Below are 26471 nucleotides of genomic sequence, written 5' to 3'. Positions count from 1 at the left end.
AGTTGATTATGGACATCGGATGAATTCAGGTTTTTCCGATCGTTTCTGTGGGTAGAAACCGACAGCGTAATTCAGCAACAAAAAGATAGCATCGGCTGTCACCCCAGCCAGGACCGGATGAACTCGACAGCGACAAACCCGTATTCGAATCCGACTGTTTTCGGATAATTGAGCCGGATAATTCAGAAGAACTCTTACTCGATCAGCGTCTTGACCAGTCGCCGGCCATCGGGCAGCGCACCTTCCTGGCGCACCATCAGCTGGCTGCCCTTGGCGAACCAGAACTTGGCGCCGTCGCCGGGCGTGTTGTAATCGGTGAAGACCACCCAGCAGTCGACCGGCCCGGCCGGCCCGGCGATGGTCTGCGAACCGGTGACCTTGAAGGTGTAGCGCTGCGGTGGTGTCGAACCGCCCGGGTGATAAAAGTTCACGCGCGCCTCGTAGCCGTCGGCCAGCGGCAGCGCCTGCAGGAATTCGATGTCGGTCTCGAAGTTGAAGGTCGGTTCGCTCGATGCGACGTTCAAGTCCTTCTGCGTGTTGCCGGCCAGGTCCTGCATGCCGGTGACGCGGTCCGGCGCGAACAAGAAGCCTTCGACCACGGGCTTGCCGTCCTTCCCGTTCACGCTCGTGCGCGCGTGCGTGTGCGGGCGGAAGGTGTCGAGGTCGAACCAGGAGTCGAAGGTGCGCGTGCTCACGGCGGGGAACACGCCGTCCCAGCGCTGGACGATGTGCATCTGCGGCCGGCCGTCGTGCGGCTCGAAGCGGATCTCGCGCGTCCAGATGTCGATCGGCTGGGTGGCCTCGCCGGTCTTCAGGTAGCGCAGGTAGCGGTGGGTGCCCGGCTTGAGCAGGCCGAAACGCGCCAGCGGGGTGCCGACGTCGATGTTCTGGACCGCGGCCTGGCTGGCGGCGGCCAAACCGGCGAAGACGAGGGCAACGGCGAGGGGGAGAACGAGGCGCGGAATCGGCATGGCGGGCTCCGGTAGGGGGACCGGACCAGTATGCCGAGCAGATAGTCTTTAAGGCAACAAAAAATGGATATGCATGTGTGGCTGCAGCGCCACCGTCACGCCGCCTGCAAGCGCGCCAGCAGGGCGCGCGTCCGGTCCGGGATCGGTACCGGGCGCTTGCTCTTGCGGTCGACGCAGACGCGGATACCGGGCACGCCCCGCTCGATCAGGAAACGGTTCACCGCCGTGTCGACGTCGCTGTCGTCATGGACGTTGCTGACATGGCCATCCACGCCGTTGTCCATCCAGCGCTCCGCCGTCGCGCATGGGCGTGCTCGCCTGGTGCTTGACTCAGTGCTTGACGCTGGAAGCCTGCGCCACCGCGTCGGCCGACAGCCCGGAGGCGAACAGCTGGGCGCAGTCGACCGCGTCGAAGCCGTAATGCTTGCCGCAGAAGTCGCAGTTGATGTCGAGGCGGCCGAGTTCGGCCAGGGCCTCGTCGACTTCCGGCTTGCCCAGCATCTTGAGCATGTTGCCGACCTTTTCGCGCGAGCAGGTGCAATGGAACTCCGGATGCAGCGGATCGAACACGCGGATCGTCTCTTCCCAGAACAGGCGCTTGAGCAGGGTCTGCACGTCGGTGCTGAGCATTTCTTCGCGCTTGAGGGTCTGGCCGAGCATGGTGGCGCGGGTCCAGGTCTCGAGGTCTTCTTCCTCGGTGGCCTGGGCGACCTGGCCTTCGATGCTGCTGTTGCGCGGCAGCTTTTGCAGCAGCAGGCCGCGCGCGACGTTCTCGTCGGCCGCAAGCCACAGCCGGGTGTCCATCTGCTCCGAGCGCAGCATGTAGTTCTCGATGATGGTCGCCATGTCGTCGCCGACCAGCGGCACCACGCCCTGGTAGGGCTGCTGGCCCGGGACCTTGTCCTGCGGGTCGAGCGTGATCACGAAGCGGCCGCGGCCGTTCTGGTTGAGCAGCTGCTCCGGCGACGCGTCGTCGGCGATCTGCACGTTTTCGCCCAGCTTGGCGGTGGCGCGCAGGCGCAGGCTGGCGTCGCATTCGACCACCAGCAGCTTGACCGGGCCGTCGCCATGGATCTGCATGATGATCGAGCCGTTGAACTTCAGGTTGGCCGACAGCAGCGCGGCCGCGGCGACCATCTCGCCCAGCAGGTTGCGCACCGCCTTCGGGTAGGCATGGCGCGACTGGATTTCGCGCCATGCGTTGGAGACTTCGATCAGCTCGCCGCGCACGGCGGCGTTGTCGAAGATGAATTTCTGGAGGATGTCCTTGCTGGTGTCAGTCGTCATTCTTTATCCGATTTTCTTGAGATCCGTCTTGTAGCGCTGCCCGCGCGCCGCATAACCGGCGGCGCTGGCGAGCAGGCGCTGTGCATCCTGTTCCGTCAGCGTGCGCACGACCTTGGCCGGCGCGCCCAGGATCAGCGAATTGTCCGGGAATTCCTTGCCCTCGGTGACCACGGCGCCGGCGCCGACCAGGCAACCCTTGCCGATCCTGGCGCCATTCAGCACCACGGCCTGGATGCCGATCAGCGCGCCGTCGCCGACCGTGCAGCCATGCAGCATCGCCTGGTGGCCGATGGTCACGTTCTTGCCGATCACGAGCGGGTAACCCATGTCGGTGTGCATGACCGTGCCTTCCTGCACGTTGCTGTTTTCGCCGATCGTGATGCGCTCGTTATCGCCGCGGATCGTCACCCCGAACCAGACCGAGCCGCCGGCCTCGATCGTCACCTTGCCGATCAGGTTGGCCGACTCGGCAACGTAAGCCGAGGCGTCGATTTCAGGCGCGTCATCGCCCAACTGGTAAATCGCCATGGATGTGCTCGCTAAAGGGAAGGGTTGAAGGGTGATTTGCAAACGCCGACATTGTACGCCCTGCGCCCGCCATCGTCCGGCAAGCCCGGCAGATGGGGATGCACCGCGCGAAATCAAGCTTGGGCTATAATCTGAACGACCGTACTATTTTGAGGCCGCCATGACCCCGTCCCGCTCCGAATTCCTCGACATCCGCGGCTTGCGCCTGCACGTGCGCCACTGGGGCCGGGAGGACGCGCCCAAGCTGTTCATGGCGCATGGCTGGATGGACATGTCGGCCTCGTTCCAGTTCGTGGTCGACGCCTTGCGGGGCGACTGGCACGTGATCGCGCCGGACTGGCGCGGTTTCGGCCTGTCCGAGCGCTCCGGCAGCGACACTTACTGGTTCCCGGATTATTTCGCCGACCTGGAAGCCATCCTCGACCATTATTCGCCGCGGGCGCCGGTCAATCTGCTCGGCCATAGCATGGGCGGCAACATCGTCAGCGTGTATGCGGGCGTGCGCCCCGGCCGTATTGCCAGGCTGATCAACCTGGAAGGCTTCGGGCTGCCGGCCACCCAACCCGAGCAGGCGCCGGGACGTTATGCCAAATGGCTCGACGAGGTCAAGCTGCCGCCGGCGATGCGCGGGTATGCCAGCCTGGACGAGGTGGCGGCGCGCCTGCAGAAGACCAATCCGCGCCTGTCCAACGCGCGCGCGGCGTTCCTGGCCGGGCACTGGGCGGCGCGCAATGGCGAGGGACTCTGGGAAATCCTGGGCGACCCGGCCCACAAGATGACCGGGCCCCTGCTGTACCAGGCGGAAGAGGTGCTGGCCTGCTGGCGCAAGATCGTCGCGCCGGTATTGTGGATCGAAGCCGAGCACACCGATATGTGGCGCTGGATGGGGCCGAAAGAGCAGGCGCGCGCGGAGGTCGACCGCCGCCTGGCGCAGATCGCCCACGTCACGCCGAAGATGATGCCGCAGGCGGGGCATATGCTGCATCACGACCAGCCGGAATTGCTGGCGCAGATGATCGAGGAATTTTTGGCGTAAAAAAACCGGCCGAAGCCGGTTTTTTCATGCCGCTGACGCAGCCGCGCAATTACGACTTGCGGCGACGCAGGAAGGCCAGGCCCATCAGGCCGGCGCCGAAGATCGCCAGCGATGCCGGTTCCGGCACGGCGCTGGTGCTGGTGTTCAGCTTCAGCTGGCCGCCGTTGTTGACGTAGAAGTAGGCCGGCGGGGCGTTCATGGTGTCAGCCGAACCGCTCAGCGCTTCGCGGGCGGTGGCGCTCGAGGCGTTGCCCAGGTCTTGCGACGCGTTGGCGGTCACGAAGCCGATGGTGTAGCCGGACATCAGCGCATTGCCGTTGGCATCGGTGAACACGCCCGGTGCGAAATAGCTCGACACGAAATTCAGGGTCAGCTGGCCGTTGCTGTTCGGGGTGCCGTCCGGATTGATCGCACCGCCGCCACCGGCGACCTGGGTGAAGCGGGCGATCAGCGTGCCGCTGGTGGCGCCGTCACGGTTGGCCACGGTCGCGCCGGCGCCGTCATAGGTCTGGGTCGGGTTGTAGTAGATGTCCAGTTCGCCACCGGCGTTGAACGTGATCTGGCCGCTGCTGATGCTGCCGGTACCGGTGCCGCCGAAGTAGTTGCCGGTCAGCTGGCCGCCGCCCAGGCCGTTGCTGGTGATCGACGTACCGGCGTTCTTGGTCGTGATGTTGAAGATGCCGTTGTCGGTGAAGGTGAAGTTGTCGCCGGTGCCGAAGCCGTTGTTCTGGATGAAGCTGTCGCCGTTGAAGCCCAGCTGGTTGATACCGGTGACGGCATTCCCGCCCGGCAGGTTCAGGTTCCAGTTGAACAGCTGGCTATCTGCATGGGCGGCCGACATGGCTGCCACGGTGATTGCAGTGCCTACCAGGGTTTTGATGATTGCGCGCATTTCGGTATTCCTTTAGTGATCGGTGGGAAAAGTCTTTTTACGAAACTTTTAGTAAGCAATTCCCGGGCCATGTTCTGTAACTCATTGTTAGTAATAGAGAAGCTGAAACTGCGCAGTCTCATGCGGGGTGCATATGTAAAGTCTGCCGACAGTGCGCCAGCGGACATATGAACGGCAATCGATGCAGCTTGGGCAAGCCCGTCGCAAGCCTGGCGATCCGCGTACAATGAACGCTCACACAGCCTAATCAGATACCACGCACCGCTCATCATGAAAGTCGACCTCCACTGCCATTCCAACGTCTCCGACGGCGTGCTCGCCCCGGCCGCCGTGGCCGCTTATGCCCGCAAGGGCGGCGTCGATGTCTGGGCGCTCACCGACCATGACGAAGTCAAAGGTATAGGCGCCGGTCGCGCCGCCGCCGCCCAACAGGGGATGCGCTTCGTGGCGGGTGTCGAAATTTCCGTCACCTGGGCCAACGAGACCGTGCACGTGGTCGGCCTGCAGATCGACGAGAACAACGCCGCCCTGGTGCAGGGCCTGGCCGCCACCCGCAACGGGCGCGACGCGCGCGGGCGCGAGATCGCGCGCCAGCTGGAGCAGGCCGGCATCCCGAACGCCTACGAGGGCGCTGTCAAATACGTCGGCAACCCGGACCTGCTGTCGCGCACCCACTTCGCGCGCTACCTGTGCGAGATCGGCATGTGCGCCAGCACGTCCGAGGTCTTCCGCAAATACCTGACCGAAGGCAAGCCGGGCTACGTGCCGCACCGCTGGGCCACGCTGGCCGATGCGGTCGGCTGGATCCGGGGCGCCGGCGGCATCCCGGTGATCGCCCACCCGGGCCGCTATCCGTTCGACCGCACCGCCGAAGGCGCGCTTTTCGACGAATTCATCGGCCTGGGCGGCAAGACCATCGAGGTGGTGACCGGCAGTCACACGCCGGACCAGTACGCGACCTATGCCGAGATCGCGCGCCGCTACGGTTTCATGGCCTCGCGCGGCACCGACTTCCACGCCCCCGGCGAGGCGCGCGTCGAATTCGACAAGCTGCCGCCGCTGCCGGCCGGCCTGACGCCGGTGTGGCATGACTGGTTCTGAAGGCGGCGCCAGCTTGGGCTTGAACTTTCTCCACCGCGTCCGCATTTCCGCGCCATGAGTCAATTTTTCGAAATCCACCCCGAGAACCCGCAGCCGCGCCTGATCCGCCAGGCCGCCCAGATCATCGAATCGGGCGGCATCGTCGCGGTCCCGACCGATTCGGCGTATGCGCTGGTATGCCGTCTCGACGATAAATCCGCGGTCGAGAAGCTGCGCCGGATCCGCGGCGTCGACGAGAAACACCATCTGACGCTGCTGGTGCGCGACCTGTCCGAAATCTCGACCTACGCGCGCGTCGACAACCGCCAGTACCGCCTGCTCAAGGCCAGCACGCCGGGGCCGTACACCGTCATCCTGGACGCGACCCACGAGGTGCCGCGCCGGCTGTCGCACCCGTCGCGCAAGACGATCGGCATCCGCGTGCCCGAGAACGCGATCCTGCTGGCGCTTTTGGGCGAGCTGGGCCAGCCGCTGATCGGCACCACGCTGCAGCTGCCCGGCGACGACCACATGCTGTCCGATCCGGACGAGGTGCGCGAGCGCCTCGGCAAGCAGATCGACCTGATCATCGATGGCGGCGCCGGCACGCTGGAGCCGACCACCATCGTCGACCTGACCGGCCTGGAGCCGGTGCTGCTGCGCGCGGGACGCGGCGATCCGGCGGCGTTCGGCTTGTAGATCCGGCGGTAAAAAAGAGGGACGCCGCCAACGCCGCGAGCGCTTGCGGCGCGTGCTCTGCTAGAATCGCAGCTTATGGATGAACTCATACGCAACCTCGCGGTCTACGCACTTCCGATCATTTTCGCGCTCACGATGCACGACGCCGTCCAGGCCTTCGTCGCACGGCACTTCGGAGACAACACTGGCCACGCCGCCGGCCGCACCACCTTCAATCCGCTCGCCCACATCGACCTGGTCGGCACGATCGTCATTCCGGCGGTGCTTTATCTGATGGGCCTGCCGGTGTTCGGCTACGCCAAGCCGCTGCCGATCGACTACGGCCAGATGCGCAACCCGAAGCGCGACATGGCCTGGGTCGCGCTGTCCGGCCCGGCCGCCAACTTCGTGATGGCCGTGATCTGGGCCGTGTTCGGCATCCTGCTGCAGCATTTCCAGGTCAACGAGCGCTTCCCGACCCTGGTGGCGCAGGCCGGCATTACCACCAACCTGTGGCTGATGGCCTTCAACCTTCTGCCGATCCCGCCGATGGACGGCGGACGCGTCGTGTTCAGCCTGCTGCCGCACAAGGCCGCCTACAAGTACGCGCGCCTCGAGCCCTACGGCCTGATCATCCTGCTGGTGCTGATCGTGACCCACGTGATCGGCTACTGGCTGGCGATCTTCGGCGTGCTCGGCGAAGTGCTGCTGAACGCGATCGTCTCGCCGCTGAACTTCCTGCTGACCTGAGCCGATGTATCCCGATCGCGTCGTTTCCGGCATGCGGCCGACCGGGCTGCTGCACCTCGGTCACTACCATGGGGCGCTGAAGAACTGGATCCGCATGCAGTCGGAGCTGCCCTGCCTGTTCTTCGTGGCCGACTGGCACGCGCCGACCACGCATTACGACGGCCCGGCGATCATCGAGAAGCACACCTGGGACATGGTGGTCGACTGGCTGGCGGCCGGCATCGGGATGATGCGCGAGATCGCACGCCGCTTCAATCACCTGTACGGCAAGGAGCCGGACTTCGAGCAAAAGGCGCTCGACGCGGTCAGTAAGCTGGGCAGCAAGCGCGCCAGGCTGTACGCCGAGCTGCGCACCGCCTACCGCCAGGAAGGTGACGCCGCCGCACTCGAGCAGGCCCAGGCCATGCTCGATGACGCCGGCAGCCTGTCGAACATCGACCGCGAGCGCCTGTTCGGCTACCTCGAGGGCGGTCACAAGATCATCCTGGTCGAGCCGCAGGTCACGCTGGCCGAGGCGTCGCGCCTGCCGGGCCTGGACGGCCGCAAGATGAGCAAGAGCTACGCCAATGCGATCGCGCTGCGCGAAGACCCGGCCGGCGTCACCAGGAAGATCCGCACCATGCCGACCGACCCGGCGCGCGTGCACCGCACCGACCCGGGCGACCCTCTGAAATGCCCGGTGTGGCGGCTGCACGAGGTGTATTCGGGCGCGAGTACGAAGGATTGGGTGGTCAAGGGCTGCACCGGCGCCGGCATCGGCTGCCTGGAGTGCAAGCAGCCGGTGATCGACGCCGTGCTGGCCGAGCAGGCGCCGGTGCGCGAACGCGCCCAGCCCTACCTGGACGATCCGTCGCTGGTGCGCGCCATCGTCGCCGACGGCTGCGACAAGGCGCGTAAACTGGCCCAGGAGACCATGCGCGACGTGCGCGAGGCGATGGGCTTGTCGTATGGTTGATTTACCATCCGCCTGGGTCGCGCGCTTCGCGCCCATCATGCCGCCCGGCGAGACGCTCGACCTGGCGTGCGGCGGCGGACGCCATGCGCGCCTGCTGGCCGCGCTGGGCCACCCGGTGCTCGCGCTCGACCGCGACCCGCAGGCGCTGGCGCGCGTCCGCCAGGGCGCGGGGCAGGGCATCGCCACCGTCGAATACGACCTGGAAGCGCCCGGCGCGGCCTGGCCGTTCGCGGATGGGCGTTTTGCCGGCATCGTCGTCACCAACTACCTGCACCGGCCGTTGATGGCGGGGCTCGCGCGCGCGCTCGCGCCGGGTGGCGTCCTGGTCTACGAAACCTTCGGCCAGGGGAACGAAGTCTTCGGCAAACCATCCAATCCGGCCTTCCTGCTGGCGCCCGGCGAGCTGCTCGAGTTCGCGCGCCAGGCCGGCCTGCACGTCATCGCGTACGAGGACGGCGTGACGGCCCAGCCCAGGCCGGCGCGCGTGCAACGCCTGTGCGCGGCGGCGCCGCGGTTCGATCCGGCGGCGGCGCGGCTGGATGCCTGAAGGATTTGTAAATGAGCTGTAACAGTGCCGTGGCCGCGCTATTAATCTTGGGCTGGAATGAACCATAACCTCGGGCTATCCGCTACAATCAGCTTTTTATTTATTAACGGCACGGTCCACTGATTATGATTAAGGGCAGCATAGTAGCAATCGTCACGCCGATGTTTGAAGATGGCACTGTCGACAAGGACAGCCTGCGCAAACTGATCGACTGGCATATTGCGGAAGGCACGAACGCGATCTGCATCGTCGGCACCACCGGCGAGTCGGCCACCGTCAGCCCGGACGAACACTGCGAACTGGTCAAGCTGGCGGTCGAGCACGTCGCGGGGCGCATTCCGGTCATCGCCGGCACCGGCGGCAACTCGACCGCCGAAGCGATCGCGCTGACCCGTCACGCTAAGGACGTCGGCGCAAATGCTTCGCTGCAAGTGGTCCCGTACTATAATCGCCCGACGCAGGAAGGCATGTTCCGCCACTTCAAGGCGATCGCCGAATCCGTCGACCTGCCGGTGATCCTGTACAACGTGCCGGGCCGTACCGTCGCCGACATGAGCACCGAGACCGTGCTGCGCCTGGCGCCGATCGACAACATTATCGGCATCAAGGATGCGACCGGCAGCCTGGCGCGCGGCATCGAACTGCTGCGCGAGCTCGACCGTTCGTTCGCCGGCAACAAGCCATTCGGCGTGTTCTCGGGCGACGATGCCAGTGCGCTGGCGCTGATGCTGTGCGGCGGCGCCGGCAACATCTCCGTCACCGCCAACGTGGCGCCGCGCGCGATGAGCGAGATGTGCGCCGCGGCGATGTCGGGCCAGATCGCGCGCGCCATCGAAATCAACAACCGCGTGCTGTCGCTGCACAGCAAGCTGTTTGTCGAGCCGAATCCGGTGCCCGTGAAGTGGGCGCTGGCCGAAATGGGCAAGATGCCGGCCGGGCTGCGCCTGCCGCTGGCGCCGCTGTCCGCGCAATACCACGACACCGTTCGCGCCGCGCTGCGCGAAGCCGGCGTCCTTTGATGAACGAGCTTTAGCGAATATGATCAAAAGCAAGAATATCACCCGCACCGCCGCGCTGACCACGATGGCGCTCAGCCTGGCCGCCTGCACGACCGTGTTCGAATCGAATAAGGTGGATTACCAGTCGGCCACGACCAAAAAGGTCGCCGCGCTCGACGTGCCGCCCGACCTGACCCAGCTCGAAAAGGACAACCGCTACGCGGTGCCGGAGCGCGGTGTCGCCACCGCCTCGGGCTTCCAGCAGCAGCGCAACGCCGCAGCCGGCCCGGCCGCCGCAGTGGGCGCCGGCGTTGCCCCGGCCGCCGGCCAGGTCGGCCCGGTCTCGACCGACAAGGTGCGCCTGGAGCGTTCCGGCAACGAGCGCTGGCTGGTGGTCGGCCAGACCCCGGAACAGCTGTGGCCGCAACTGGAACAGTTCTGGCACGACTCGGGCTTCACGGTGGAAATCGAAAACGCCCAGACCGGCGTGATGGAAACCAACTGGGCCGAGAACCGCTCCAAGATCCCGGTCGACATCATCCGCCGCACGATCGGCAAGGTGTTCGATTCGGCTTACTCGACCGGCGAGCGCGACAAGTTCCGCACCCGCCTCGAGCGCCGCGCCGACGGTTCGACGGAAATCTACATCAGCCACCGTGGCGCCGAAGAGGTGCTGACCGGTCCGCAAAAGGAAACCACGACCTGGACCGTGCGTCCGAACGACCCGGGCCTGGAAGCCGAATTCCTGGCGCGCCTGATGGCCAAGCTGAATGGCGACAAGGTCAAGCAAGCCGAAGCGACGGTCGCCGCCGCCGACGCCGCGCCGGAAGTGCAGCACGCCAAGCTGGAAGGCAACAAGGTCATCGTCGACGAAGGCTTCGACCGCGCATGGCGCCGTGTCGGCCTGGCGCTCGACCGCGTCGGCTTCACCGTGGAAGACCGCGACCGCGTGCAAGGCATCTACTTCGTGCGCTACGTCGATCCGGATTCGGTCAAGGAGCCGGGCTTCTTCAGCAAGCTGTTCGGCAACGAAGACAAGAACAAGGAAGCCCAGCGCTACCGCGTGATCGTCTCTGCCGCCCAGGGCGCGACCAGCAGCGACGTGACGGTCCAGACCAACGACGGCAAGCCGGAAACCTCGCCGACCGGCGCCAAGATCCTGAGTCTGCTGGTGGGCGAACTGAAGTAAGCTGTAACAGGCCACGTGCCTGCAGGGCGGCGCCAAGCCGGCCTGCAGGCAGACAACCCCGAACGCCACGCCGGCGATCGGGGTTTTTTATTTTGCGGCTTCGAGCGCGCCGACGTCGGCCGCGCGGATCAGGCCGAGATGGCGCGTGATCCAGTCGAGCGGGCGGTCCCACCAGGCGATCGCCAGCAACCGCCGCACGCTGTCGGCATCGAAGCGTTCGCGCAGCACGCGCGCGGGATTGCCGCCGACGATGGCATACGGCGGCACGTCGCCGGTCACCACCGAGCGCGCCGACACGATGGCGCCGTCGCCGATCGTCACGCCCGGCATGACCATGGCGTCGTAACCGATCCAGACGTCGTTGCCGATCACGGTATCGCCCTTGTATGGCAAGTCCCCGGGTTCCGGCCGGGTGCTTTCCCAGCCATTGCCGAAGATGAAGAAGGGATAGGTCGAGATGCCGTTCATCTGGTGATTGGCGCCATTCATGATGAATTTGACGCCACGCGCGATGGCGCAGAATTTCCCGATCACGAGGCGGTCGCCGATGAAGGGGAAATGGTACAGCACGTTGTTCTCGAAGTGGTGCGCGCCGTCCGGGTCGTCGTAATAGGTGAAGTCGCCGACCTCGATGTTCGGCCGCGTGATCACGTTCTTGAGAAAGCACACTTGCGGGAAACCGGGCATCGGATAAGGGTTGCCGGCATCGGGGCCGTGCATGGTGACTCCTTCACGTTCATCGGGACGAAAAAAAACCGGCCCGAAGGCCGGCTTTCGAATCGAGCAGAGCTCTGATTACTTCGACGCAGCCGGAGCAGCAGCAGCCGGGGTGGTCGTGGTGGTGGTGGTGCTTTCGGTGGTCGAAGCAGCCGGAGCAGCGGCGCCAGCAGCAGCAGCGTCGGTGCCAGCAGCCGGAGCAGCCGGGGTAGCGGTTGCGTCAGCAGCCGGAGCGGCGGCCGGAGCAGCAGCCGGAGCAGCAGCGGTGTCAGCAGCCGGAGCAGCCGGGGTCACGGTGGTTTCTTCTTTCTTGCTGCAAGCAGCCAGGGCAACAGCCAGCAGGGAAACGATCAGCAGAGATTTTTTCATGGTTTTTCCTTAATTAATTCGAAAGGTGGTGCGATGAATAATTACCGGTAATTATCGCTCGTTAGGAATTCTCGTAGCTTTATTAACTTGGAAAAAGTGCCTACAACAACGGAACCTTCCTAACCCGATATTATAGCCAAATTTACTGAATCGCAATAGAAAAGTCGTGCCAAGTTGTAACTATTGTCTAACGAAACAAGCTTTATTTTGTTACAAGATGTGACCGTAACGCAAGTCTTTGTTTTTAAGCAAAATTTTGTCGTTACAAGCCTGTGATGGTCGGCTGCAGACCGGGCTCGGCATCCTGCCAGAGCGCCAGGAATCGTGCGCGCGGCAGTTCGATTTCTTGCGGTGCATCAAACGCTGCCTCGCCACGCAGATGGGCGCTGTGAAAGCGCCGCACCACGTGCATCCCATCGCCGATCGCGAAGGAATCGGTCAGCTGGCGCAGGCTGCGCGGCGTCAGGCGGCACTCGATGCGATGGCTGTAGTCGCGCAGCAGGCGCGGGAAGCGCGGCGCGTGGCGTGCCAGGTGGGCGCTTGAATGCATCGCCAGGCGCAGGAAGCCGCCGGCATGGAGGAAACGGCGCAGTTCGGCATCTACGTCCGATGCGCCGAGCTGGAACAGCGCCAGGTCCGGATCGAACAGGTCGAGGGTGACGAAACTGCGCCGCATCAGCTCCCGCAGCCGCTGCTGGAAGCCGGCGCGGCTGTCGAAGCCGATGCTCGAGGGCGCGTTCATCCGATGTGGCTCCCTGGTCAGTGCTTCAGCCCAGTTCCAGCCAGCCGTCCTGGTACCAGGTGTAGAGCGCGTCGAGCACGTCGTCGGATGCCTGCCCGAGCATCGCGCCCTCGAGCGCGCGCGCGTTGGCCAGCACGTCGAGCACGGTCTTGTCCGCGCGTCCGACGGCGAACGACTCGCCGTTGATGAACACGTGCTTGCCGCGGTACAGCATCAAGGTCTTGGGCGAGAGTTTGAGGCCCTTCCTGGCCGCCTGCTCCATGAAACGGCCGACCGTCAGCGGCTTGGCCACCGGGGTGAAGAACACGTTGTGCTTCGGCTCGGACAGGTATTCGCCCAGGAAGATGGTGACGTCTTCCTCGTCCCAGCGCACCTTGTTGAGTTCCTCGGTGACGCTGGCCAGCATCTCGCGCGGGATCTCGGCCGGGTTCTTGGCGTGTTGAAGGCCGGGGTCGGCGTAGCGGCCGGGCAGGTCGATCGAATCGGCCATGAATTGCAGGAAGGCCTCGCCCAGTTCCTGGAACGACGGCGCGCGGAAACCGATCGAATAGGTCATGCACTCGCCCTCGGCGATGCCGTCGTGGGCATACTGGGGCGGCAGGTAGAGCATGTCGCCCGGCTCCAGCACGAATTCCTGCTCGGGCTCGAAGTTGGCGAGGATTTTCAGGGGCAGGCCTTCGACCAGCGACAGGTCCTGTTGCGCGCCGATGCGCCAGCGGCGGCGGCCCTGCGCCTGCAACAGGAACACGTCATAGGAGTCGAAGTGAGGACCGACGCCGCCGCCATCGCTGGCGTAGCTGATCATCAGGTCGTCCAGGCGGGCGTCCGGCACGAAGCGGAACTGGCGCAGCAACGCATCGATCTTCGGCTCGTGCAGGTTCATGCCTTGCACCAGCATGGTCCATTCGCGCTGGGTGCGCGGCGGCAGCTGGGTCAGCGGGCCGTGCTGCATGTCCCACTGGCCGTCGGCGAGCGTGACCAGGCGCGATTCGACGTGGTTCAGCTGCGCCAGTTCGGCCAGCTTCTCGAACTTGAGCAGCGGCTTGAAGTTGGGAATGGCCTGACGGATCAGGAGCGGTTTCTTGTGCCAGTAATCGCGAAGAAACTGAGCTGGGGTAATATCCCCGAGAAGCTGTAATTTTTGCATTCGCCATTATAACCAGGCTTAAACTACGATCTCCAAGAGGCCTCGAAAATCTGCAGGTTATAATCCGCACCTTACCCACGAAAGGATTCCGCAATGAAGATTGCCCAGAACACGGTTGTATCGGTGAACTACAAACTCTCCGACGCCCAGAACAACCTGATCGAAGACGGCGCCCAGCCGATGGTCTACCTGCATGGCGGCTACGAAAACACGCTGCCGAAGATCGAAGAAGAGCTGGACGGCAAGGACGTGGGTTACACGTCGACCATCCAGCTCGAGCCGGAAGACGCGTTCGGCGACTACGATCCGAACATGGTCAAGGTCGAAGACCGCAACCGCCTGCCGGAGCCACTCGAAGTCGGCATGCAGTTCGAAGGCGTGGCCGACGGCGCCGAGGACGAGCCGACCATCTTCACGGTCACCGAAATCGCCGACGACAAGGTCGTCCTGGACGGCAACCACCCGCTGGCCGGCATGGCCCTGCGTTTCGAACTGTCGGTGATCGACGTGCGTGCGGCGACCGCGGAAGAAATCCAGCACGGCCACGTGCATGGCGCCCACGGCCATGACCATGGTCACGGCGACGACGACGACGGCGAAGAAGGCGATCACTTTCGCAGCCAGCCGCTGAACTGATAGCGTTGCTGTCCCCCCGGCCTGCGCCGGGGTGTCCGGCAGTGCCGGGCGCGACGATTATTTTCCCGACTTCTCGACCTTGAACAAGGTCTTGCTCCCCGCATCCACTTCCATCTCCAGCGCCTGTCCCCCGGCCGAGATGTGGCCGACGTTGCCGCGCCACTCGATCGCCGGTTTCGCGCCCCTGGCCAGGCGTGCGCTGTCGACCAGCAGCACCTTGCCCGAGAACTTTTGTGCCAGCGCCAGTACCTCGCGCCGCGTCTCGGCGAAGCCGTCGTTCTCCGGCAGCGCTTCGCGCAGCAATGCGCGCAGGCCGGTCGGCTGCGACAGCGCCCTCAGGTCGCCTTCCGTGAACAGCACCACCGCCGCCAGCTTGTCGCGCCGCGCGATCGCGAACAAGCGATGCAGCCAGAAGCGGTTGGCCACCAGCCGGTCTTCGTACTCGCTGTTGCGGCCGGCCTCGTTCAGGTAGTGGTTGTTGTCGGCCGGGACGTTGACGGTCGCATACAGCACCTTGCCGACCGACCAGTGCGAATTCTCGGCGTAGCTGCGCCAGCGCGGGCTCATCGACTGGCGCGTCAGCGCGACCTTGTTCATGCCGAGCGAATTGGGCTCGCCGTAGAACAGTTCGCGCAGGCGGTTCAGGCGCTCGATCGCGTTCGAACGGCCGGCCGTGTTCTTGCATTCGGTCCAATCGCTGCCGGCCGGCAGCATGATGGTCGCGCGCGGCGCATCGGCGATCAGCTGGAAACGCTTCTGGTACAGCTTGTCGGTGCAGGCTTCCTGGTTGCCCTTGATGCCGGTGACGACGACGAAGGCCACCGTCTTGTCGGCGGTGGCTTCGATCGCGCGCTGCAGGTGGGCTTCGCCGGTATCGGCAAAGCCGTGGCCGATGATGGCGAAGCGGTAGGCTTCGTCGGGCTGGCCGTCGGCCGCAGCCGGACCGGCCGCCACGAGCAGGGCAAGAAAGAGGAGGGCGGCAAGCGGACGGATGCGCAGCATGGTGCTGCGAATTATACCGGTCCGACCGTCGAAGCCAGGCGCTTGAGTTCGTACAGGCGTTCGAGCGCTTCGCGCGGGGTCAGCGCATCCGGGTCGATCGTGTCCAACAGGGCCAGCGCCGGGGCCGGAACAAAAGCCGGCTCGGGGGCGCTTGCCGCGGTGAGGGCGGCATCGGCGTCCACGTCGGCGTCGGCAGCGGGCGCCGCGAACAAGTCCAGCTGCGGCGTCGCATCCAGCGCCTGCGATTCCAGCCGCGCCAGGTGCTTGCGCGCGGCGCGGATCACGCTCGAAGGCACGCCGGCCAGCTGCGCCACCTGCAGGCCGTAGCTCTGCGACGCCGGTCCATCCTGCACCGCGTGCAGGAACACGATGCTGTCCTTGTGCTCGACCGCCGACAGGTGCACGTTGGCCGCGCTCGGGTGCGTCTCGGGCAGCTGGGTCAGCTCGAAATAGTGGGTCGCGAACAGCGTGAAGCTGCGGCTCGCCTCGATCAGGTGGCGCGCGATCGCCCAGGCCAGCGCCAGGCCGTCGAACGTGGAGGTGCCGCGCCCGACCTCGTCCATCAGCACCAGCGAATGCTCGGAGGCGCCGTTCAGGATCGCCGCCGATTCGGTCATCTCGACCATGAAGGTGGAGCGCCCGCCGGCCAGGTCGTCGGACGCGCCGATGCGGGTGAAGATGCGGTCGATCGGGCCGATGGTTGCTTGGCGCGCCGGCACGTAGCTGCCGATGTAGGCCAGCAGCGTGATCAGGGCGACCTGGCGCATGAAGGTCGATTTACCGCCCATGTTCGGGCCGGTGATCAGCAAGAGGCGCCGTTCGTTGCTGAAGCGGCAGTCGTTGGCGATGAAGCGCTCGATCTGGTTTTCGACCACCGGATGGCGGCCCTCGGTGATGGTCAGGCAAGGCGCGTCGACCAGTTGCGGCGCGCACCAGTTGTGGCGGATCGCATGCGCGCCCAATGCCACCAGCGTGTCGACCTGGGCGATGCCGCCGGCCACGCGTTGCAGGCACCCGATGTGCGGCGCCAGCTCGCCCAGCAGCTGGTCGTACAGCAGCTTCTCGCGCGCCAGCGCGCGGTCCTGCGCCGACAGCGCCTTGTCTTCGAAGGCCTTGAGTTCCGGCGTGATGTAGCGCTCGCAGTTCTTCAGCGTCTGGCGGCGGCGGTAGTCGTCGGGCACCTTGTCGGCCTGGCCGTTGGTGACCTCGATGTAAAAGCCGTGCACGCGGTTGAATTCGACGCGCAGGTTGGCGATGCCGGTACGGGCGCGCTCGCGCGCTTCCAGCTCGACCAGGAACTGGCCGGCGTTCTCGGACAGCGCGCGCAATTCGTCCAGCTCGGCGTCGAAGCCGCGCGCGAACACGCCGCCGTCGCGCACCATGGCGGCCGGTTCCTCGGCGATCGCGCGCTGCAGCAGGTCCAGGCAAGCGTGCGGGATATCGATCGCCTCGTGGATGTCGCGCAGCAGCGTCGAGTCACCGGGGATGAAGCAACGCGCCACCCCCTCGCGCAGGGCGGGCAGTTGCTTCAGGCCGTCGCGCAGGCTGGCCAGGTCGCGCGGACGCGCGGTGAGCAGCGCGATGCGCGTGGTGATGCGCTCGACGTCGGGCACGTGCGCCAGCGTGCTGGACAACTCGTCGCACGCCTCGCTCTGCGCCAGCGCGGCGATGGCCTCGTGACGCGCGCGCGCGACGCGCTGGTCGCGCCGCGGGTGGTGGATCCAGTGGCGCAGCAGGCGCGACCCCATCGCGGTGCGGCAGCCATCGAGCAGGGAAAACAGCGTCGGCGACTCGAACCCGCGGATGGTCTCGGTCAGCTCGAGGTTACGGCGGGTGGCCGCGTCCAGGCCGATGAATTCGCTTTCCGATTCGACCGCCAGGCTTTTCACGTGCTGCAGGCCGCGGCCCTGGGTCGACTGGGCATAGCGCAGCAGCGCGCCGGCCGCGCCGAACGCCGCGCCCAGGCCGTCGCAGCCGAAGCCGGACAGGGTCGACACGCCGAGCTGGTCGAGCAGCGACTTGTGGCCATGCACCACGTCGAAGTGCCACTCGGGCACGCGCTGGGTGTGGCCGATCGGATTGGTGTCGAACATGTCCTCGCCCGCATCGATCAGGTCGGCGCGCAGCACCTCCGCCGGCGCGATGCGCTCGAGTTCCTGCACCAGGCGCACGGCGGCGGCCTTGGCGTCGGCCGCGAATTCCATCAGTTTCAATGCGCCGCTGGCCAGCGACAGCCAGGCCAGGCCGGTCGTGACCTGCTTGCGGTTGACCACGGTGCACAGCGCCAGCAGCGGGCGCTCGGCCTTTTCGGGCAGCAGGTCGGAATCGGTCAGCGTGCCGGGCGTGACCACGCGCACCACCTTGCGCTCGACCGGGCCCTTGGCCAGCGCCGGGTCGCCGATCTGCTCGCAGATCGCGCACGATTCGCCCAGTTTCACCAGCTTGGCCAGGTAGGGGTCGAGCGCGTGGAAGGGCACGCCCGCCATCTTGATCGGATTGCCGTTCGACGTGCCGCGCGCGGTGAGTGTAATGCCGAGGATGCGCGCCGCCTTTTCCGCATCTTCGAAGAACAGCTCGTAGAAGTCGCCCATGCGGTAGAACACCAGCATCGTCGGGTAATCCGCCTTGATGCGCAGGTACTGTTGCATCATGGGGGTGTGCTTCTCGGCGGTGGCAAGCGCCTTGGCCGCGGCGGGATTGATTTCGCGTGGAACGTTCATGTGGTCAAGATCGGGACGGCAGGCCGGGAAGGTGGCCAGGGCCGTCATTTTACCGCGTTAGGACTCGACCGGGAGAGCGGAAAGCTTGTTTGGCAACAGCCTGCTCGCCAAGGCGGAATTGACAATCAATGGCGGCGCAGCGGCCCGGGGCGAACAGACGCGCCAGGCCGCCGCAAATCAGGCTTCGGCCAGCTCGGCCTTCACGCCGATCGCCAGCGGCTTGCGGCCGGCGCCGCGCTGGCGCCAATACGGCGACGGCATGCCCATCAGCGAGCCGCGCCGGGTAGTCGCGCCGGCCAGCACGCGCAGGGCGACGTCCATGTCCACTTGCAAATGGTCCATCGCCAGCGCCGCCGCCTGCACGCCGCGCGCGCGCAAGGCATCGGCGATGTCGGCGGCGGTGCGGTCGTCGATGCGGCGCTCGAAACGCTGCTGGCGCAGCGGACGGCGCGGCAAGCCATCGTTGTCGAGCCATAGGAATGTCATGAGGTTCTCCAAAAGTTGAATGAATGCATCGTGCCAGCTTGCCTTCACGGATACTTTATTGATGTCAAGAAAAACGATGATGCAAAGCAAATTTTGAACCTGGCCCGCGCTGACTTGTTGCCAGTTTCCAACAAGTCGCAACAAGGTCGGTGTATCATATTTACTGAGTTTGATTTTTCCCCGAGAATCCATGAGCTGACCCAAACAACGTCTGCTTCAGCGTCACCGCAAGGTGAAAGTCATCAAGGAATCTGGATCTCAATCGGGAAGTACATGTCTGAATCGCGTCGCTCGCAGCGTATCGTCGTCGCCATCGGCACCGCCTTGCTGCTCACAATCTGTGCTGCTTTTTCGTATTCCGTGTACCACGCGCGTGAAAGCGAAGAGCAGGAATGGTCCAGTCAGCTCGACAACACCTCGCTGCTGCTGGCCGAACAGACTGCACACCAGATGCAGGCGGCCAACCTGGTGTTGGAAGGCATGCTCGAGCGCATCCGCATGCTGGAAGTCAGCAACCGCGACGAGCTGCGCGAACGGCTGTCCGGCGCGGCCGAATTCCAGCGCCTGGTCGACCGCAAGCGGGCCGTGCCCGACATCGACGTCGCCACCGTACTCGACGAGGATGGCGACGTGGTCAACATCACGCGCCGTTTTCCGACGCCGCAGTTGAACCTGGCCGAGCGCGATTTCTTCGTGGCCCAGCGCGATTCCGCCAGCCGTGGCCTGTACGTCAGCAAGCCGGTGCGCAACAAGAGCAACAACGAGTGGACGTTCTACCTGACGCGGCGCATCGAAGCGCCGGACGGCCGTTTCCTCGGCGTGGTGATGGTCGGGCTGTCGCCACTGCGGATCAGCGAGGGCTACAGCAAGATCAACCTCGGCAAGGAAGCCAGCGTGACGCTGTACCGCAGCGACTTCACCGTCATGGCGCGCTGGCCCCACATCGACAACACGATGGGCATGGTCAACAACAGCGGCGTGGCCTACGAAGTGCTCGGACGGCGCAAGCTGGACCACGGCGTGACGTTCATGGAGGGCCCGCGGCGCGAGTTGCAGGAGGTGAGCGACAAGCGCATCGGCGCGGCGCGCGTGATTCCGCAATACCCGTTGATGGTCGCCGTGTGCGTGACCGAGTCGCTGTACCTGCGCCAGTGGCGCGAGTATGCCTGGCAGCTGGCCGGGGCTGGCCTGGCCTGCCTGCTGGCGGTGTGCGCGGCGCTGAGCGGACTGCTGCATTCGATGCGCAAGCATGACCACGCGCTGGAGGAGCAGGCGCGCCTGAAGGCCGAGGCCGACGCCGCCAACCGCGCCAAGAGCGACTTCCTGGCCATGATGAGCCACGAGATCCGCACGCCGCTGACCGCCGTGATCGGCTTCGCCGAGTTCCTGCAGCGCGCCAGCACCGACCCGGAAAGCGCCGAGTTCAGCGCGATCATCGTGCGCAACGGCCAGCACCTGCTGTCGCTGATCAATGACATCCTCGACATGTCGAAGATCGAGTCCGGCAAGCTGGTCCTCGAACAGGTGCCGTTCGCGCCCAGCGACGCGGCGGCGGCGGCGGTCTCGTCGCTGCAGGGCCAGGCCGAGGCGCGCGGCATCGGGCTCGGGCTGCACTTCGACGGCCCCTTGCCGAGCGCCGCGCTGGGCGACCCGACGCGCTGGCGCCAGATCCTGCTCAACCTGGTGTCGAACGCGGTCAAGTTCACCGAGCGCGGCGCCGTCAGCGTGCACCTGGCTTACCGCGGCGAGGACGCCATGCTGGTCTGCACGGTGCGCGACAGCGGCATCGGCATGTCGCCGGACCAGGTCGAACGCCTGTTCAAGCCGTTCGAGCAGGCCGACAGCAGCGTGATGCGGCGCTTCGGCGGCACCGGCCTGGGCTTGCACCTGGTGCAGCGCCTCGCCGCGGCGATGGGTGGCACGGTCGGCGTCGACAGCACGCTCGGCCAGGGCACCACGATGACGGTGGCGGTGCACGCCCCGCTGGCGCACGGCGCCACGCTGCTGCGGGTGCCGTCGGTCGGCGCGATCGAACGCGTAGCCGCGCCGCCGCAGTTGTCGGGGCGCGTGCTGCTGGTCGAGGACGGGATGGATAACCGGCTGCTGATCGGCGCCCTGCTGCAGGGCTGCGGCCTGGAGGTGATCCATGCCGAGGACGGCGAGGAGGGCGTGCGCCTGGCCGAGTCGAGCGCACCGGACCTGATCCTGATGGACATCCAGATGCCGCGCCTGGATGGCGTCAGCGCGCTGCACCGCCTGCGCGCGCGCGGGTGGACGCGCCCGGCGATCGCGCTGACCGCCAACGTGCTGCATGCCGAGCGCAAGCGCTACCTGGAAGCCGGTTTCGACGCCTGCCTGGCCAAGCCGATCGACCGCGCCGGCTTGTATGCGCTGCTGGCCAGGCACTTGAGCGCGCTGCAGCCGGCCTGACCGGCGCCGTGCTTCGAAAGCTTATCGGCGCCAGGCTCGTTGACAGCCGCTTATTGACGGCTGACCGGGCACAAGCGGAACGGGAAGGCTTCGGTTCCGATCGCCGCGGGGTACCGGCGGCAAGCGGCGGCATCGGCCTGCAAGCCGAAGGCCGCCAGATTCGCCTGGGCGGTCTGCAGGATCGCGGCGTCGCGCGCCGCCAGGTCGACCCGGTACTGCGGCTGCAGCTCGAGCGTGCAGGCGTGCCCGGCCTCGGGCGCGAACTTGACCTGCACCTGGAAGCGCACCCGGTGCAGCAGGCGGTCCAGGCGCGCGCAGCTGGAGGCGTCGGCGGTCAGGCCGAGCGCATTCGCCACCGCCAGCTTGCGCTGCAAGCCGCCTTCCTTTTCGTTCTTGGCGGTGGCCACCATCACGTAATGCGGACCCGGACGGGCGGCGATGGCAGCTTGGATGCGGTCGACCCAGGCCGGCGCGAGCGGTACGCCCAGTCCGAGCCCGATGACACGCACCTCGGGTGGCACGAAGGTCGCCAGCCAGCCCATCGGTGGATCGCCATGGGCGGTGAAGACAATCGTCGCCGAAGGCCGTTCGAACGTGGGAAATTGCGCGCTGAATCCGGCATGCGTCCAGTTCGCATGGCCCCAGGACATGATGGGAAACGCGGCCAAGGCGGTCGTGGCAATCAGCCAGGCGCCGATACGCGCGGCGTGGCGGCGCACGACGATGCGTTCGATCAGTAGCCACAGCATCAATGGCGCCAGCAATTCCAGCGGCACCAGGTAGCGGTAAATGCTGAACAGTTTCATCCAGACCAGGTAGGCGACCAGACCGAACAAAAGGACGAAGCGGGCTTGCGGCGCCATCGGCACGGACACGCGCTGGAGTGGACGGTTGAAGCGTTTCACCAGCCAGGTGGCGGCGAAGACGATGGCGATGGCGTACAACGCGGCCATCAGGACAGGGCGGGTGGGAATTTCGCCCACGCGCTTGTAGTCCGCCAAAAAAATGAAGGGCCAGAAAAGCGATTCGAGCAGGCCGTGTGGAAGGTGGACGGTATCGACCACGCCGACTTGCGTCGCGAATGGGCTGCGGAAGATACTGTTAAATTGAGGAAACAGCGGGCTGCCAAAATGGCGCCACATGATCGACCACCAATAGCCGGCCGAGGCGACCAGTCCCGCCACTACCCCGCACCCGTACACCATGGACGCCGTCAGGCGCCGGCCGACGTTGATCGGCAAGGACAGCAAGGCGAGCGTCAGGGCCACGGCGTAGCATGCGTTGGTCAGTTTCAGGCCGGCCCCCACCCCCATCAGGATGCCTGCGAGGAACGGCATGCCGACTGCAGCGCGGGACCCGCTCTGCAAACCCTGCCATTTTCGCAAGACCAGCAACAAGGATGACAGCACCAGCAACGCCGTCGTATTGTCCCCCATCGTATTGCCCAACTCGGACAGGAAGCCTGCGCTGCAGACGCCGGCCGCCGCCAGGAACAGGGGCAGGCGGCTCGTGCCCGCGCTGCCGAACAACTGACGCGCGATGGCGAACAGCAGCAGGAAATTCAACCCATGCAGAAAGCCCATGACAAAGCCGACGATGGGCGGCGGCAAGGCCTGATTCATCAGCCAATACAGGATATCGATCGTCGGATTGAAATAGCTCTGGAACTGGCCAGGTGCGATATCGATATCCAGGCGGCCGTTGAACAGGGCGTATGCGTTATACCAGTGGTAATTTTGCATGTCCCAATTGATGTCCTGGCCCATCCAGACGGAAAACAGACCGAACAGCACTGGAGCGAGCAGGGCGGCTCGTTTTGCATTCGGTAAGTGGTTCAGCAAAGCCGTTCGACGGTCTAGCCAGGCTTCAAAGGCGGTAAGTCGGATTTTCAGGAAACGCATCGCTACGTTGATGTATGAAGGGAATGAGCTAAGGCTCTATCTGGATGGCGGAACCGACGGAGCGGGATGGCCGGCCGGCGAAACCGCAGGTTTGGTCGCTGACGACTCATTATATCAGTTGCTTGGAAGACATTACTAAGCAACTGCCCAAGTGCGTTTACGGAATTCGCGTGTATGCCAGGATGAGCCAGGCCACGCTGATCACGATCAGGCCCGTAAAGGTCACGCACGACCAGGTGAAAAACCAGGCCGACAGCACGCCGGCCTGCAGCACTTTCTCGAACAGCAGGCCGAGGCCGAAATCGAAGGCGGTGAGGAAGGACCAGCGGCGCAGGTAGACCGGCAGGTAGCAGCTCATCTTGCGGTTGTGCTGGCGCGCGGCGTGGCGCTCGAGCAGGGTGCGCGTGCTGCTGACGTCGCGGAACAGCCAGTCGAAGAACAGGAAGCGGTACAGCAGTTGCGAGAACGTGAGGGCCGGCGCGGCGTGCCTTCGTCTTGCCGGGTGTCCTTGTCGGTGGGCATGATGGTTACCGTCCTGATGGTCGCCGTGACCTGACATGGTATGCGATCGCGCGCGGCAGCCCCGTGCGGTGGCTAACGTAACGTGCCTCGCTTGCGTTGCGTCAGCGATATTCGCAACTAACCGACACCGGACCGAGCGTACACATTAAAACAAACGGGCGCCGCAGCGCCCGTTCGTCTCCGGCGCCGCAGCGCTGGCATACGTCCTTATGCGCGCCCGGTCACGCCTGCGCTTCGCCGACGCGCCTGGCGATGTGAGCCAGCGCCTCGTCGACCTGGTCGATCAGGATCAGGGACAGGTCGCCCGGCTGCAAGCGCGCCAGCGCCGTGTCGATGGCGACGAACTCGCCCTTGATCTCGTCGACGTGGCTGGTGCGGGTCGCATCGATCAAACCCTGGCGCAGCAGGGCGACGACTTCGCCCTCGGAACGCCCGCGCTGGCACTGGTCTTCGTACAGCAGCACGTCATCGAAAGCCTTGCCGAGGATACGGGTCTGGTCGCGGATGTCCTCGTCGCGGCGGTCGCCCGCACCGGAGATCACGACCGAGCGGCGCTTGGCCGGCATTGACTCGACCGCGTTGACCAGCGCCTGGATCGCGTCCGGGTTGTGGCCGTAGTCGGCGATCACGGTCGCGCCCTTGTAGTCGAACACGTTGAAGCGGCCCGGCGCGTTGTCGCTTTCGCCGACGAAGGTCTTCAGGCCGAGGCGGATCGCATCCCAGGAGATCCCGACCGCCCACGCCGCCGCCACCGCGGCCATCGTGTTCTCGACTTGGAAGCCGATGATGCCGCCGCGCGTGATCGGCACTTCCGCCAGCGCGACGCGTTGCTCGGTCTTGCCCTGGGCGCAGACCAGGTCGCCGTTGTCGACGTAGACGATGCGGCGGCCGCGTGCGCGGTGCTTCTGCATCAGCGGCAGCGAGCAATCCTGGGCGAAGTAGGTGATGTCGCCGCGCGTGTTCTCGGCCATGCCGGCCACGATCGGGTCGGCGGCGTTGAGCACCGCCATGCCGGTCGGCGCCACGTTCTGGACGATCACGCGTTTCAGTACCGCCAGGTCTTCCAGCGTGGTGATGTAGTTCAGGCCGAGGTGGTCGCCCGAGCCGATGTTGGTGACCACGCCGACCTCGCAGCGGTCGAAGGCCAGGCCTTCGCGCAGGATGCCGCCGCGCGCGGTCTCGAACACGGCCGCGTCGACGTCCGGGTGCAGCAGCACGTTGCGCGCGCTGCGCGGACCGCTGCAGTCGCCGCTGTCGATGCGGCGGCCCTGGATGTATACGCCGTCGGTGTTGGTCATGCCGGTGCGCAGGCCCGAGCTGGCCAGCAGGTGCGCGATCAGGCGCACGGTGGTGGTCTTGCCGTTGGTGCCGGTCACGGCCACGACCGGGATGCGGCCGTCGTCGCCCGGGGCGTACAGGGTGTCCATGATCGCTTCGCCGACCGCGCGGCCTTTGCCGAACGAGGGCGAGATGTGCATGCGCAGGCCGGGCGCCGCGTTGACCTCGACGATGCCGCCGCCCTGGTCTTCTATCGGTTTGAGCACGCTGTCGCACACCAGGTCGACGCCGCAGATGTCCAGGCCGACCATCTGCGCGGCCGCGATCGCGCGCGCGGCGACTTCCGGATGGACGTCGTCGGTGACGTCGGTGGCCGAGCCGCCGGTCGAGAGGTTGGCGTTGTTGCGCAGCGTGACGCGCTTGCCTTTCGGCGCGACCGAGTCGGCATCCATGTCCTGCTTGGCGAGCGACGCCAGCGCGATGTCGTCGAAGCGGATCTTGGTGAGCGAGGTGGCGTGGCCGGAGCCGCGGCGCGGGTCGAGGTTGACGGTGTCGACCAGCTGGCGCACCGTGCTCTTGCCGTCGCCGACCACGTGCGGCGGGTCGCGCCGGGCGGCGGCGACCAGCTTGTCGCCGACCACCAGCAGGCGGTAGTCGTGGCCCGGCAGGTACTTCTCGACCATGATGTCGTCGCGGAATTCCGAGGCGGCGAGATAGCCCGCGCTCAGCTGCTCGCGCGTGGTCACGTTGACGGTCACGCCCTTGCCCTGGTTGCCGTCTCGCGGCTTGATTACGACCGGCAGGCCGATGTCCAGTGCGGCTTCCCAGGCGTCGTCCGGGTCGGTCACGGTGCGGCCCAGCGGCACCGGCACGCCGGCCGCGTCGAGCAGCTTCTTGGTCAGTTCCTTGTCCTGGGCGATGGTCTCGGCGATGGCGCCGGTGGCGTCGATCTCGGCGGCCTGGATGCGGCGCTGCTTGCTGCCCCAGCCGAACTGCACCAGGCTGCCTTCGGTCAAGCGGCGGAACGGGATGCCGCGCGCCACGGCGGCGTAGACGATCGAGCCGGTGGAGGGGCCGAGGCGCACGTCCTCGTCGAGGTCGCGCAGCTGGGCCAGCGCGCCTTCCAGGTCGAACGGCTGGTCCTGGCGTGCGGCGGCGATCAGCTGTTCGGCCAGTTCCAGCGCCAGGCGGCCGACGTCTTCCTCGCTGTATTCGACCACCACCTGGTAGATGCCGCGCTCGAGCGTGGCGGTGGTGCGGCTGAAGGTGACCGGGCAGCCGGCCTGGGCCTGCAGGGCCAGGGCCGCCACTTCCAGCACCTGGGCCAGCGGGACGGTGTCGTCGTGGCCGGTCGGCTGCAGCGGGCCGAGCTGCGGGAACAGCGCGCGCAGGCGCGGCTCGAACCCGGCCAGCGCGCCGATCGACTCTTCCTCCGGCGTGCAGGACACGATCGCCTCCACCGAGGTGTGATGGCTCCAGAGGTTGGGCCCGCGCAGGGCCCGTACGCGTGATACTTCCATAAACCTTCGATCCTTTTGTATTCTCTCGCGGGCGCCGCTGCTGTTGCGCGGCGCATGGGCCCGGTCGTGCCGGGCCCTCGTTATCGTTGT

The 26471-nt window shown here is 65.8% G+C and carries 25 protein-coding genes; 10 read left to right on the top strand and 15 right to left on the bottom strand.

Annotation, left to right across the window (positions count from 1 at the left end):
• Positions 1-194: 194 nt before the first annotated feature.
• From FA90_RS12420 to FA90_RS12405, 4 genes are all read right to left on the bottom strand, one after another.
• On the bottom strand, positions 195-971 hold the full coding sequence (locus tag FA90_RS12420; protein WP_036169138.1) for a hypothetical protein: 777 nt from the start codon (positions 969-971) through the stop codon (positions 195-197).
• Between the two features lie 95 nt (positions 972-1066).
• A complete protein-coding gene (locus tag FA90_RS12415; RefSeq protein WP_036169137.1) occupies positions 1067-1255 on the bottom strand; it encodes a hypothetical protein in 189 nt (62 codons plus the stop codon).
• A gap of 46 nt (positions 1256-1301) precedes the next feature.
• Positions 1302-2258 (bottom strand): Hsp33 family molecular chaperone HslO, encoded by a 957-nt coding sequence (gene hslO / locus FA90_RS12410; protein WP_036169135.1) that lies wholly within the window; start codon positions 2256-2258, stop codon positions 1302-1304.
• A gap of 3 nt (positions 2259-2261) precedes the next feature.
• Positions 2262-2786: a gamma carbonic anhydrase family protein gene (locus FA90_RS12405; RefSeq protein WP_036169132.1), complete on the bottom strand. Its 525-nt coding sequence runs from the start codon at positions 2784-2786 to the stop codon at positions 2262-2264.
• A 160-nt stretch (positions 2787-2946) separates the two neighbouring features.
• On the opposite strand from FA90_RS12405, the gene FA90_RS12400 reads away from it, so the two are divergent.
• Complete coding sequence (locus FA90_RS12400) at positions 2947-3822, top strand: alpha/beta fold hydrolase (RefSeq protein WP_036169130.1); 876 nt, start codon at positions 2947-2949, stop codon at positions 3820-3822.
• A gap of 49 nt (positions 3823-3871) precedes the next feature.
• Here the strand turns inward: FA90_RS12400 and pepA are convergent, their stop codons facing one another.
• Entirely contained in the window at positions 3872-4714 is an 843-nt protein-coding gene (pepA, locus tag FA90_RS12395) for a flocculation-associated PEP-CTERM protein PepA (RefSeq protein ID WP_036169128.1), read from the bottom strand.
• 267 nt (positions 4715-4981) lie between these two features.
• Here pepA and FA90_RS12390 point away from each other — a divergent pair, with 267 nt between their 5' ends.
• From FA90_RS12390 to bamC, 7 genes are all read left to right on the top strand, one after another.
• Positions 4982-5815, top strand: a complete 834-nt coding sequence (locus FA90_RS12390) for a 3',5'-nucleoside bisphosphate phosphatase (RefSeq protein ID WP_036169127.1) — start codon at positions 4982-4984, stop codon at positions 5813-5815.
• Positions 5816-5869: 54 nt separating this feature from the next.
• On the top strand, positions 5870-6493 hold the full coding sequence (locus tag FA90_RS12385; RefSeq protein WP_036169126.1) for an L-threonylcarbamoyladenylate synthase: 624 nt from the start codon (positions 5870-5872) through the stop codon (positions 6491-6493).
• A gap of 75 nt (positions 6494-6568) precedes the next feature.
• Positions 6569-7222, top strand: coding sequence for a site-2 protease family protein (locus FA90_RS12380; protein WP_036169125.1), 654 nt, complete (start codon positions 6569-6571; stop codon positions 7220-7222).
• Between the two features lie 4 nt (positions 7223-7226).
• Positions 7227-8177 carry a tryptophan--tRNA ligase gene (locus FA90_RS12375; protein WP_036169123.1) on the top strand — a complete coding sequence of 317 codons (951 nt, stop codon included), beginning with the start codon at positions 7227-7229 and terminating at the stop codon, positions 8175-8177.
• Positions 8170-8724: a bifunctional 2-polyprenyl-6-hydroxyphenol methylase/3-demethylubiquinol 3-O-methyltransferase UbiG gene (locus FA90_RS12370; protein ID WP_036169120.1), complete on the top strand. Its 555-nt coding sequence runs from the start codon at positions 8170-8172 to the stop codon at positions 8722-8724. Before FA90_RS12375 ends, FA90_RS12370 begins: the two co-directional genes overlap by 8 nt.
• 125 nt (positions 8725-8849) lie before the next feature.
• Entirely contained in the window at positions 8850-9743 is an 894-nt protein-coding gene (gene dapA, locus FA90_RS12365; RefSeq protein ID WP_036169118.1) for a 4-hydroxy-tetrahydrodipicolinate synthase, read from the top strand.
• A gap of 19 nt (positions 9744-9762) precedes the next feature.
• On the top strand, positions 9763-10911 hold the full coding sequence (gene bamC / locus FA90_RS12360; protein ID WP_081933819.1) for an outer membrane protein assembly factor BamC: 1149 nt from the start codon (positions 9763-9765) through the stop codon (positions 10909-10911).
• A gap of 87 nt (positions 10912-10998) precedes the next feature.
• On the opposite strand, the gene FA90_RS12355 is transcribed toward bamC, so the two are convergent.
• The 4 genes from FA90_RS12355 to FA90_RS12345 form a co-directional block, all read right to left on the bottom strand.
• Complete coding sequence (locus FA90_RS12355) at positions 10999-11631, bottom strand: Vat family streptogramin A O-acetyltransferase (RefSeq protein ID WP_036169116.1); 633 nt, start codon at positions 11629-11631, stop codon at positions 10999-11001.
• Between the two features lie 75 nt (positions 11632-11706).
• Positions 11707-11997, bottom strand: a complete 291-nt coding sequence (locus FA90_RS25670; RefSeq protein WP_081933818.1) for a hypothetical protein — start codon at positions 11995-11997, stop codon at positions 11707-11709.
• A gap of 262 nt (positions 11998-12259) precedes the next feature.
• Entirely contained in the window at positions 12260-12739 is a 480-nt protein-coding gene (locus tag FA90_RS12350) for a hypothetical protein (RefSeq protein WP_036169115.1), read from the bottom strand.
• A 25-nt stretch (positions 12740-12764) separates the two neighbouring features.
• Complete coding sequence (locus tag FA90_RS12345; RefSeq protein ID WP_036169113.1) at positions 12765-13886, bottom strand: cupin domain-containing protein; 1122 nt, start codon at positions 13884-13886, stop codon at positions 12765-12767.
• A gap of 93 nt (positions 13887-13979) precedes the next feature.
• Between FA90_RS12345 and FA90_RS12340 the strand changes: the two genes are divergently transcribed.
• Positions 13980-14522: a peptidylprolyl isomerase gene (locus FA90_RS12340; RefSeq protein WP_036169110.1), complete on the top strand. Its 543-nt coding sequence runs from the start codon at positions 13980-13982 to the stop codon at positions 14520-14522.
• 57 nt (positions 14523-14579) lie between these two features.
• On the opposite strand, the gene FA90_RS12335 is transcribed toward FA90_RS12340, so the two are convergent.
• The 3 genes from FA90_RS12335 to FA90_RS12325 all read right to left on the bottom strand — a co-directional run bounded on the left by FA90_RS12335 (position 14580) and on the right by FA90_RS12325 (position 18730).
• Complete coding sequence (locus tag FA90_RS12335; RefSeq protein WP_036169108.1) at positions 14580-15524, bottom strand: hypothetical protein; 945 nt, start codon at positions 15522-15524, stop codon at positions 14580-14582.
• 11 nt (positions 15525-15535) lie between these two features.
• Positions 15536-18244, bottom strand: a complete 2709-nt coding sequence (mutS, locus tag FA90_RS12330; RefSeq protein WP_036169104.1) for a DNA mismatch repair protein MutS — start codon at positions 18242-18244, stop codon at positions 15536-15538.
• 177 nt (positions 18245-18421) lie between these two features.
• On the bottom strand, positions 18422-18730 hold the full coding sequence (locus FA90_RS12325; RefSeq protein WP_036169102.1) for a hypothetical protein: 309 nt from the start codon (positions 18728-18730) through the stop codon (positions 18422-18424).
• A gap of 273 nt (positions 18731-19003) precedes the next feature.
• Here FA90_RS12325 and FA90_RS12320 point away from each other — a divergent pair, with 273 nt between their 5' ends.
• A complete protein-coding gene (locus tag FA90_RS12320) occupies positions 19004-21160 on the top strand; it encodes a hybrid sensor histidine kinase/response regulator (RefSeq protein ID WP_036169100.1) in 2157 nt (718 codons plus the stop codon).
• Between the two features lie 50 nt (positions 21161-21210).
• Here the strand turns inward: FA90_RS12320 and FA90_RS12315 are convergent, their stop codons facing one another.
• The 3 genes from FA90_RS12315 to cphA all read right to left on the bottom strand — a co-directional run bounded on the left by FA90_RS12315 (position 21211) and on the right by cphA (position 26381).
• Entirely contained in the window at positions 21211-23061 is a 1851-nt protein-coding gene (locus FA90_RS12315; protein ID WP_081933817.1) for a glycosyltransferase 87 family protein, read from the bottom strand.
• A gap of 157 nt (positions 23062-23218) precedes the next feature.
• Positions 23219-23620, bottom strand: coding sequence for a hypothetical protein (locus FA90_RS12310; protein WP_051971737.1), 402 nt, complete (start codon positions 23618-23620; stop codon positions 23219-23221).
• Positions 23621-23804: 184 nt separating this feature from the next.
• A complete protein-coding gene (gene cphA, locus FA90_RS12305; protein ID WP_036169099.1) occupies positions 23805-26381 on the bottom strand; it encodes a cyanophycin synthetase in 2577 nt (858 codons plus the stop codon).
• Positions 26382-26471 lie beyond the last annotated feature (90 nt).

Origin of the sequence: Massilia sp. 9096, assembly GCF_000745265.1 — a bacterium.
GTDB lineage: Bacteria > Pseudomonadota > Gammaproteobacteria > Burkholderiales > Burkholderiaceae_D > Telluria.
The sequence above is the reverse complement of the archived record's forward strand: the minus strand, read 5'-3'. Positions and strand labels throughout refer to the sequence as shown.